Source organism: Microcystis sp. M109S1 (assembly GCF_020247025.1).
In the GTDB taxonomy this organism is placed as follows: domain Bacteria; phylum Cyanobacteriota; class Cyanobacteriia; order Cyanobacteriales; family Microcystaceae; genus Microcystis.
Window position 1 is genome coordinate 1 of sequence record NZ_JADBRW010000456.1, and the last position, 8,285, is coordinate 8,285.

General features: G+C 45.8%; 10 protein-coding genes and 1 pseudogene. 4 read left to right on the forward strand and 7 right to left on the reverse strand.

The features are described 5' to 3' along the window. A pseudogene (locus tag IM322_RS22385) lies at positions 1 to 281 on the forward strand (Rpn family recombination-promoting nuclease/putative transposase); the annotation flags it as partial. Between the two features lie 63 nt (positions 282 to 344). Here the strand turns inward: IM322_RS22385 and IM322_RS22390 are convergent. The 4 genes from IM322_RS22390 to IM322_RS22405 are packed head-to-tail and all read right to left on the reverse strand — an operon-like array spanning position 345 to position 2,995. Beyond that, the gene (locus tag IM322_RS22390) at positions 345 to 482 is read right to left on the reverse strand and encodes a hypothetical protein (protein WP_287713331.1); all 138 of its coding nucleotides are present in this window, start codon (positions 480 to 482) and stop codon (positions 345 to 347) included. Positions 483 to 513: 31 nt separating this feature from the next. Further along, positions 514 to 1,692: an LL-diaminopimelate aminotransferase gene (locus IM322_RS22395; protein ID WP_287672642.1), complete on the reverse strand. Its 1,179-nt coding sequence runs from the start codon at positions 1,690 to 1,692 to the stop codon at positions 514 to 516. 16 nt (positions 1,693 to 1,708) lie between these two features. Next, entirely contained in the window at positions 1,709 to 2,071 is a 363-nt protein-coding gene (locus tag IM322_RS22400) for a thioredoxin family protein (RefSeq protein WP_081106816.1), read from the reverse strand. A gap of 45 nt (positions 2,072 to 2,116) precedes the next feature. Next, entirely contained in the window at positions 2,117 to 2,995 is an 879-nt protein-coding gene (locus IM322_RS22405; protein ID WP_287672644.1) for an ABC transporter permease, read from the reverse strand. A gap of 693 nt (positions 2,996 to 3,688) precedes the next feature. Between IM322_RS22405 and IM322_RS22410 the strand changes: the two genes are divergently transcribed. Genes IM322_RS22410 through cobT form a run of 3 tightly spaced genes read left to right on the forward strand, consistent with a single transcriptional unit; the run spans position 3,689 to position 5,427 of the window. Continuing rightward, positions 3,689 to 3,922: a hypothetical protein gene (locus IM322_RS22410; protein WP_287672646.1), complete on the forward strand. Its 234-nt coding sequence runs from the start codon at positions 3,689 to 3,691 to the stop codon at positions 3,920 to 3,922. Then, positions 3,910 to 4,320, forward strand: a complete 411-nt coding sequence (locus IM322_RS22415; RefSeq protein WP_287672648.1) for a type II toxin-antitoxin system VapC family toxin — start codon at positions 3,910 to 3,912, stop codon at positions 4,318 to 4,320. Before IM322_RS22410 ends, IM322_RS22415 begins: the two co-directional genes overlap by 13 nt. A gap of 27 nt (positions 4,321 to 4,347) precedes the next feature. Continuing rightward, positions 4,348 to 5,427 (forward strand): nicotinate mononucleotide-dependent phosphoribosyltransferase CobT, encoded by a 1,080-nt coding sequence (gene cobT, locus IM322_RS22420; RefSeq protein ID WP_287672649.1) that lies wholly within the window; start codon positions 4,348 to 4,350, stop codon positions 5,425 to 5,427. A 283-nt stretch (positions 5,428 to 5,710) separates the two neighbouring features. Here cobT and IM322_RS22425 read toward each other — a convergent pair whose 3' ends face one another. From IM322_RS22425 to efp, 3 genes are all read right to left on the reverse strand, one after another. Then, positions 5,711 to 6,697, reverse strand: coding sequence for a zinc-dependent alcohol dehydrogenase family protein (locus IM322_RS22425; protein WP_287675968.1), 987 nt, complete (start codon positions 6,695 to 6,697; stop codon positions 5,711 to 5,713). A 5-nt stretch (positions 6,698 to 6,702) separates the two neighbouring features. After that, positions 6,703 to 7,197 carry an acetyl-CoA carboxylase biotin carboxyl carrier protein gene (gene accB, locus IM322_RS22430; RefSeq protein WP_287675967.1) on the reverse strand — a complete coding sequence of 165 codons (495 nt, stop codon included), beginning with the start codon at positions 7,195 to 7,197 and terminating at the stop codon, positions 6,703 to 6,705. 167 nt (positions 7,198 to 7,364) lie between these two features. Beyond that, on the reverse strand, positions 7,365 to 7,922 hold the full coding sequence (efp, locus tag IM322_RS22435; protein WP_002762061.1) for an elongation factor P: 558 nt from the start codon (positions 7,920 to 7,922) through the stop codon (positions 7,365 to 7,367). Between the last annotated feature and the right edge of the window lie 363 nt (positions 7,923 to 8,285).

Consider the following 8,285-nt stretch of genomic DNA (forward strand, 5'->3'; position numbering starts at 1 on the left):
AAAGCAATCTCGCTGCCGCCACCAGTATTCTCGCCGGGTTAGTATTAAATCGAGAGACGATTAAAAAAATCCTTCGGAGTGACATTATGAGAGAATCCGTCATCTATCAAGATATTTTAGAGGAAGGCAGAGAGGAAGGCAAAGAGGAAGGCAAAGAGGAAAAAGCTCGACAAATTGCCGTGAAAATGCTATCCGCCGGCTTTCCTATCCCAGAAATTGCCCGATTTACCGATTTATCCCCCGCAACTATCGAGGAATTACAAAGGCAGCAGCACAATTAAAGCTTTTAACTGCAAAGGTAGGGAATTAGGGAAATTTTAACTCATCTCCTCACCCCACACCGGTTAACGACGTTTAGCGAGGCGACGCACCACTAAACCACTACCTAGTATGCCTAATCCGATAATACTAGAAAGTTTGGGAGTGGACACATTACCAATATCACCCGGAATATCAGAAGCAACAAGGCGAAAGTTATCCATTGCAGCATAACCACTGCTTAGAATATCGGTTTTATCCCAAAAAAGCGCCAATTTTATCCACAGCGGCCTCTAGAATATCGGGATCGTGAACTAAGGCAAAACGCACATACCCCTCACCACCCTTACCAAAACCGGAACCGGGGGAAACAGCGACACCAGTTTGGGCCACCAATTGCCGACAAAAATCGACGGAATTACCCGGCCAACTGGGGGGAATTTTCGCCCAAACGTACATAGTGGCAGCCGGAGTGGGAACCGACCAACCGATGCGATTTAGGGCATTAATAAACACATTCCGGCGTTTTTGGAAGATAGCGACGGTTTCTTTGACCGAATCTTGATTACCAGTTAAAGCAGCGATCGCACCGTTGAGAATGCCCAAATACTGATTAAAATCAACCATGGCTTTAATCTGTCGCAAAGCCATAATTAACTGCGGGTTGCCAATGGCGAAACCGATGCGAAAACCGCCCATATTATAGGACTTGGAAAAGGTAAAAAACTCGATCGAATTAGTTTTAGCTCGATCGGCCTGTAAAATTGACGGGGGAGGCGATGTTCCCGCAAAAAAGATGTCTAGATAGGGAAAATCGTGGATTAAAACTAAATTATGCTGACGGCAAAAATCAACCGCTTTTTGGAAAAATGCTAAAGGCGCGATCGCTGTGGTGGGATTATGGGGATAACTCAAGACCATCAGCTTCGATTGTGCCAGCACTAGGTCAGGAATGTCCTCTAAAACCGGCAGAAAGTCATTTTTTGCCAAAATTGGCATTCCGTAGATTTGACCGCCGGCAAGGGCAACACCGCCCAAATGGGAGGGATAACCCGGATCGAGGAGCAGGGCAAAATCCCCGGGGTTGAGAAGGGCCAAAGGTAGATGGGCCGTGCCTTCCTGAGAACCAATTAGGGGTAAAACCTCCGTTTCCGGATCGACGGGGACACCAAAGCGATCGCTATACCAGTTAGCGGCAGTTATTCGGAAGTCTCGTGTACCATTATGGAGTAAATAGCCGTGGGTGTGAGGATCGTGGAGAGATCGCTCTATAGCATCGATAACGTGGGGAGCAGCACCAAGATCGGAGGAACCGAGCGAAAGATCGATAATGGTATTACCCGCTTCTCTACTGGCAGCTTTTGCCCGATCCATATCGGCAAAAACGTTGGATTGGAGTGCCTGTAAGCGGTGTGCTAGGGTTAAGTTATTCATAACCACAGATACCTAATTAGCTGACATAGGTATCGATAAAAGATTGTAATTGTTGTTTGCCGATCGCCCCTTCATGAGTGGCAATAATTTCGTTATCTTTAAAGATGCGTAAAGCGGGAACACCTTTCACATCACATTTAGCCACCGAGTTGGGGTTAGGGTCTATTTCTAGTTTAACTACTTTTAGCCGTTCGCCGTAGGTTTTCGCCACCCAATCGATCGAGGGAGATACCAGACGACACGGACCGCACCAACTCGCCCAAAAATAGACTAAAACGGGTTTTTCGACCTCAAAAACCTCTTGGTCAAACTTCTGATCGCTAATGACAGTTACGCTACTCACAGTATTTATTTCCTCACCATCGCTACTGATCATCATAGAGGTTCTGGGTAATTTTCGGTACTTATCCACTTCTACGCTTCCTTAAACATTAGGATCAAAGACATCCCGTAAACCATCACCGATAAAATTAATACTTAACACCGTGATCACGATAGCTAGAGCGGGAAAAATGACCAAGTGGGGGGCAGTTGTCAAGTAATCTTTAGCTTTAAATAACATTTGGCCCCAAGTCGGCACATCGGGGGGGAAACCCAAACCCAAAAAACTCAGGGTTGACTCGGTAATAATCGCATTACCCACCGCTAAAGTAGCCGCCACGATAATCATTCCCAAAACATTAGGCAATAAATGCACCCAGATTAAACGGAAAGGACTGGCCCCCAAAGCAATCGCAGCCGAGATAAATTCCATCTCCCGTATTTTTAAGAAATTTCCCCGCACCAATCGCGCCACCGACATCCAGTTTAAACCCCCGATTACCAAAACCACAAGGATAAAAATGCCCGTTTCCGGTCCAGCGATTTTTTTGATACTATCGCGAAATAGATAGACAATCAGTAAAAGTAGGGGCAATTGGGGCAAAGATAGGAATAAATCCGTTAATCGCATCAATAAGCCATCGATCGCGCCCCCGTAAAACCCAGAAATAGCCCCGATCGCTGTCCCTAGAATCATCGCCACCATCATAGCAGCAATGCCCACCGCTAGGGAAATTCGACCCCCCACCAAGATTCTCGCCAATTGATCCTGGCCTAGATCATTAGTCCCGAAAAGATGTTTTAAACTAGGGGGAGCCGTAGCTTGACTGAAATCGATCGCATCGATAGGGACTCGATAGAAAATCGGACCGAATAGGACAGCAAGAATAATTATCATTAATGCGATCGCTCCTATTACCGCCAGGGGATCTCGGTAAAAACGTCGCCAAGTATCGATAATTGCAGAAGACAGGGGAGACATAAGCTGTTAAGTGTTTAAATTACTTGTTGAGATAAGGCACTCTTGCATTGGGGGAGATTCCGCTAATCTAAGAATAAGCGGTTTAAATGCGTCTTAGCTTACCAAATACGGAGAAAGTTTGAAGTTTTTTGAGCAGTCTTTACAGGAAGACAATAATTTAATTCATCCTCCACTTTTAAAGGCTAAAATTCAATCTTTGCTACCCAAAAAAGCTGATTTTATTTTACATGATGAATGAGAAACGATTAATGATAGTTGTTATGTTATCCGATTTATTGAATGGATTCAAGAATCAGGATCACAGTATATTGGGGATACAGATACGACGTTAGATTATCTAGAAATATTACCACAAGAGTTGATTAAGGTAATAGTTGAACAACAAATAAATTGTGGCTAAATATAAAACCTTAGATAAAGCTAGGACAACAATTGTAAATCGGAAAAAATATACCGAGAATTAATTGACACAATTAGGTAAATTTATCATCATTGCTCAAGCTAAAGGATATGTATAATTGTCCTTATGTAAATGCGATAATGCGCCTAATTTGGGTTGACTCTTGACTTCACAGTTAGTTGCTCAACCCAACCGAATGCTGTATTTTAGGTAAAATCTAAAGATGAGCCCCTTTATTGAATGAACCGTTGTGTTATAATATTACTCAAGTTCAGACAATAGAGAGTAAAACTATGACTGTTAAAGAACTTATTCAAACAGCAATTGATAATTTACCTGAAGAACAACTAGATGAACTTTATCAATTAATTAAAAATTTTACCGCCAGCAAAAACAACTTATTAGAAGAAAAACCATCCTTATTCAAACGGCGTTTTCCAGTGGAGAATATGGTGGATAAAGCTAAAATACTAGGTGATATGGTCAGTCCTATTGTAGATGAAGAAGATTGGGAATGTCTGAAGTAATTGTGCTTGATACTCATATTTGGTTGTGGTTAATAAATGGCAATTTTGACAGATTTCTCGATCATTGGCTAGAAAAATTTGAGTTAGCAGAATCTCTCGGAGTTTCACCCATTTCTTGCTATGAAATAGCCCTTGCTAACCAACGGGGAAGATTAGAATTCAGTTATCCCCTTCAAGAGTGGATTCAACAAGCTTTAACAGTAGCTAAAATAGATATATTTTCAATTACCCCCGAAATTGCCATTAGAGCCGTTAATTTATCTCCCATTCACAAAGATACTTTTGACCGTATTATTATGGCTACAGCCTTAGCATACGGGGGAAAACTGGCTAGTATTGATAACTTATTTCCTAAATATGTCGAAATCAAAGATCATCTCATGGAGAGAGCGAAATAGTGATAAGTAATAGGACAAAATCAACAGATGATTAAAATTTACACGGAAATCGAACGGGGGCAAAATTGGTTACAGCGCCATCAAAAATCTTGTCCGATATTTGCCCTAGTTTTGGGGTTTACCGAGACGGGATTAATCCCCGGAATCTCCACCGCCGGTGCTACCCCGGAAGATAGAAAATATACAGCGATCGCCGATGCCGAATTTGTCGTTAAAGGGGTTTCTCCCCATCCCCGTTATCCCTTACCTCCCCTAACGGTAGGTGCTTCTCCTGCCTATATTACCCGCGCCGTGGTGGAAAATCTAGCCATTCCCGTCCGGGTTTTTAATGCGGGTTTACCCTTACCCCCGGCCGTCGATTATATCGAACTGGGGGGACAACCGGCCCGTTGTCTCTCCACCGGCCGCGCCCTAGATCTCCCCATAGTAAAACACCTGTTCGCCCAAGGATTAACCTGGGGAGAAAAATTAGCCCGCCAGTCTAGTTATCTAATTATCGGCGAGTGTGTGGTCGGTGGCACCACCACCGCCCTCGCTATTTTAACGGGATTGGGTTATCAGGCCAAGGACAAAGTTAATAGCAGCCATCCCCAGTGCAATCATGCTCAGAAACAGGCAATAGTTGAGCAGGGATTGGGGAGAAAAGAATTTTTTGATCCTTTTGAGGTAATCGCCGCACTAGGCGATCCTCAGCAGATTTTCGTCGCTGGCATGGCGATTGCCGCCAGTCGGCAGGGTGGGGTACTCCTCGCCGGAGGAACCCAAATGTTAGCCGTTTCTGCCCTAATTCAAGCTCTAGTGGCTAAATATGCCTATCCGGTTAACTGGGAAAATATCATCGTCGGCACAACTCGCTGGGTAGCGGAAGATAAAACGGGGGATACGGTGGGATTAGCCCGCATGATCGGAAAATTGCCTTTATTAGCCACACAATTAGACTTTTCTGCCTCTAAATACCCGGTTTTGCAAGCTTATCAACAGGGTTTTGTCAAAGAGGGAGTGGGTGCGGGGGGATGTGCGATCGCCGCTTGTCTGTACCGGAATTGGACTAATCAAGATTTGGTCAAAGCGATCGAAAATTTAATCGGGTTTCAACTAAACTGTTGACTATCTAGGGTCTGCAGCAAAAAGTTTTTCGGTGGGGGTTGGGGGTTGGGGGTTGGGGGTTGGGGTGTGGGGTGTGGGGTGTGGGGTTTTACCCATTTTCAGGTGGTCAATTACCTAATTTTCAGGGAAAAAGTCCCTGAATTTTCCCCCCAATCACTGCAAGGGTCGGCACTTTTTGAGGTCAAAAAAGTCTAAAAACCTTGTTGGATAAGGTTTTTAGATTTATTCAGCCAACCCTAAATACGCGGGCAGCTTATGAGAGAAAATAGTGACAAGCAGATTTCTAGTCGATAATTAGGGCTATTTTCCCCGTCACCGAACCAGTTTCTAGCAATTGATGGGCGCTGATAGCTGCCGCTAAAGGGAAGGTTTGGGAGAGATGAATAGTTAACTTTTTCTCATCAATTAAACGCGCCCCTTGTCTGAGAATTTCTGTTTGATATTTTTGCGCTTCTGGCAGTCCCATCAAAGCCGGGGTTAACATTAATTCTAAACTAATCCGCAAATTGCGATCGCGCGCTTCCTTCCAGCTGCCCGTAGGTTCCAAAATCGTCACCATATCGCCGTACACTCGCACCGCTCGGCAAGTTTGCCCAAAAGTTTCCCCTCCCACCGTATCAAAAGCGATATCTACTCCTTTCCCTGCGGTTTGTTGAAGTATCGCCGAGACAAAATCGGTTTGTTTGTATAAAATCGGGTAATCTGCCCCTAATTGCCGCACTAAACGCTCTTTATCGCTATTTCCCACCGTCGTATAAACTTTAGCTCCCCTCAGTTTCGCCAACTGAATCGCGACATGACCAACACCCCCGGCCCCGCCATGGATAAGTACGCTTTGTCCCGACTGAAGACGGGCGCGATCATAGAGTGCTTCCCAAGCGGTGATTAAAACTAAAGGTACAGCGGCCGCCTCGGCAAAAGAAAGAGATTTCGGCTTGTGGGCTAGATAATCCGCCTCGATCAGGGCATATTCAGCATAATTTCCCGTGCCGGCCTTGCCCAGTCCGCCGTTACAAAAATACACTTCATCCCCGGGGCGAAAATCCTGCACCGCCGCCCCAACGGCCTCGACAATTCCCGCCCCGTCACAGCCCAAAATAGCCGGCATTTGCTCGGGGTAAAAAGTGCCGCGTTTACGAATTTTTGTATCAATAGGGTTGACACCAGCGGCTTTTAATGCTACTAAAACCTGATGCGGTTGACTAATTTTCGGGGTGGGGACTTCCTTAAGCTGTAGGACATCCACGGCGGTCATGAGGATAGCTTTCATTCTATCTATTCGGGATTAACCCACATTAACGTCTGACCAAATTCTACCGGTTCACCGTTAGCGACGGCGATTTCGACGATTTGCCCGGCCACCTCCGCTTCGATTTCATTCATCAACTTCATCGCTTCGATGATACAGACCGTTTGTCCGACACGGATCCGATCGTTTTTTTCCACGAAAGACGGTTCATCGGGAGCAGCAGCGCGATAAAAAGTGCCGACCATCGGAGAGGTAATCGCCAGCCATTTTTTATCCATAGCGGCGGCTACGGGTTCGGGAGTGGGAGTTTCTGGGACCGGGGTGGGACCTGCGGCTACCACTGGAGCGGCGACCGGGTCCGTCACCACCGGCAAGGGAGCGGGGAGAGGCCCAAGGGCAGTATTAACGGTTCCTTTGCGGATATTTAGCTCCAAATCTGCACTTTTCAGGCTAAATTCACTGATATCCGTTGCTGCCAATGTTTTGATCAGTTCTCGAATTTCGTTGTAATCAATAGTCACCGCTCTGAAATCCCCTCGCAAATAAAAAGCAACAAATCCAAATTCGCACCTACCAAACCGTCGATTTTTCGCATCTAGCGGCTAAGTTTTGGGAAACAGGCTCGGAACAAACTGGCTTTAGTCCTAAACCCGCCCCTAAGGCCTCATTTCTGGGCTTCTCATCACAATTATTCCCGTCCCAGATAGGAACCATCCCTGGTATCGACTTTAATCCTTTCACCGATAGAAATAAACAGGGGAACCATCACCTGCGCTCCCGTTTCTACGATCGCCGGTTTGGTGCCACCGGTGGCCGTATCTCCCTTGACTCCTGGATCCGTATCGGTGATTTCCAAGATTACCGAGGTGGGCAATTCTATGTCTAACACTTGATCATTCCAAAAGAGAATATTGACTTCCATTCCTTCTTTCAGATACTTGGCTCGATCGCCCATTTGTACCGGGGTGAGAGTTGCTTCCTCAAAAGTCTCCATGTCCATGAAGACAAACTGATCGCCTTCTTTGTAGGTGTGCTGCATGGTGCGCTTTTCGATCGTGGCTGAGGGCAAGGTTTCCCCCGCCCGGAACGTCCGTTCTACCACGTTGCCGGTCTGAACATTTTTTAACTTGGTTCGCACGAAGGCCGATCCCTTACCCGGTTTGACGTGCAGGAATTCTACCACCCGCCAGACAGAGCCATCTATCTCGATGGTCGTACCGCTCCGAAAGTCGTTACTCGAAATCATGAAATGCTGTTTAGGCCAAGAAAGATCAACATTCCATTTTACATACTTCCTGTACCCGAAAAAACTTTTTTCCCGCCCGTACAGGTAAGGGGGAGGTGGGAGGTGGGGCAAGCAAGGGACAAAAGCTAATTACTTAAGTACCTAATAGCATTTTTCACCCTGAAACCTCGATTTTCAGTACAATCTTACTGCAATATTGAAAGCAGTGAACGAGTAAACAGCGTTGACATCCTCACCGCCGTAAAACGGACGGTGATTCCCAAACCTCACGATTTGGGTTTCTGCTTCTTTCCCTTGCGGGGTTCCGCACCTGCCTTAACAGATTTACTCTGTTCTGGTCTTATGGTCGCTCTACAGACTGAC

Bases quoted from the DNA above. Each gene is read 5' to 3' on its own strand.
- IM322_RS22390 (WP_287713331.1), bottom strand. From the start codon at position 482: ATGGATAACTTTCGCCTTGTTGCTTCTGATATTCCGGGTGATATTGGT.
- IM322_RS22395 (WP_287672642.1), bottom strand. From the start codon at position 1,692: ATGAATAACTTAACCCTAGCACACCGCTTACAGGCACTCCAATCCAAC.
- IM322_RS22400 (WP_081106816.1), bottom strand. From the start codon at position 2,071: ATGATGATCAGTAGCGATGGTGAGGAAATAAATACTGTGAGTAGCGTA.
- IM322_RS22405 (WP_287672644.1), bottom strand. From the start codon at position 2,995: ATGTCTCCCCTGTCTTCTGCAATTATCGATACTTGGCGACGTTTTTAC.
- IM322_RS22410 (WP_287672646.1), top strand. From the start codon at position 3,689: ATGACTGTTAAAGAACTTATTCAAACAGCAATTGATAATTTACCTGAA.
- IM322_RS22415 (WP_287672648.1), top strand. From the start codon at position 3,910: ATGTCTGAAGTAATTGTGCTTGATACTCATATTTGGTTGTGGTTAATA.
- cobT (WP_287672649.1), top strand. From the start codon at position 4,348: ATGATTAAAATTTACACGGAAATCGAACGGGGGCAAAATTGGTTACAG.
- IM322_RS22425 (WP_287675968.1), bottom strand. From the start codon at position 6,697: ATGAAAGCTATCCTCATGACCGCCGTGGATGTCCTACAGCTTAAGGAA.
- efp (WP_002762061.1), bottom strand. From the start codon at position 7,922: ATGATTTCGAGTAACGACTTTCGGAGCGGTACGACCATCGAGATAGAT.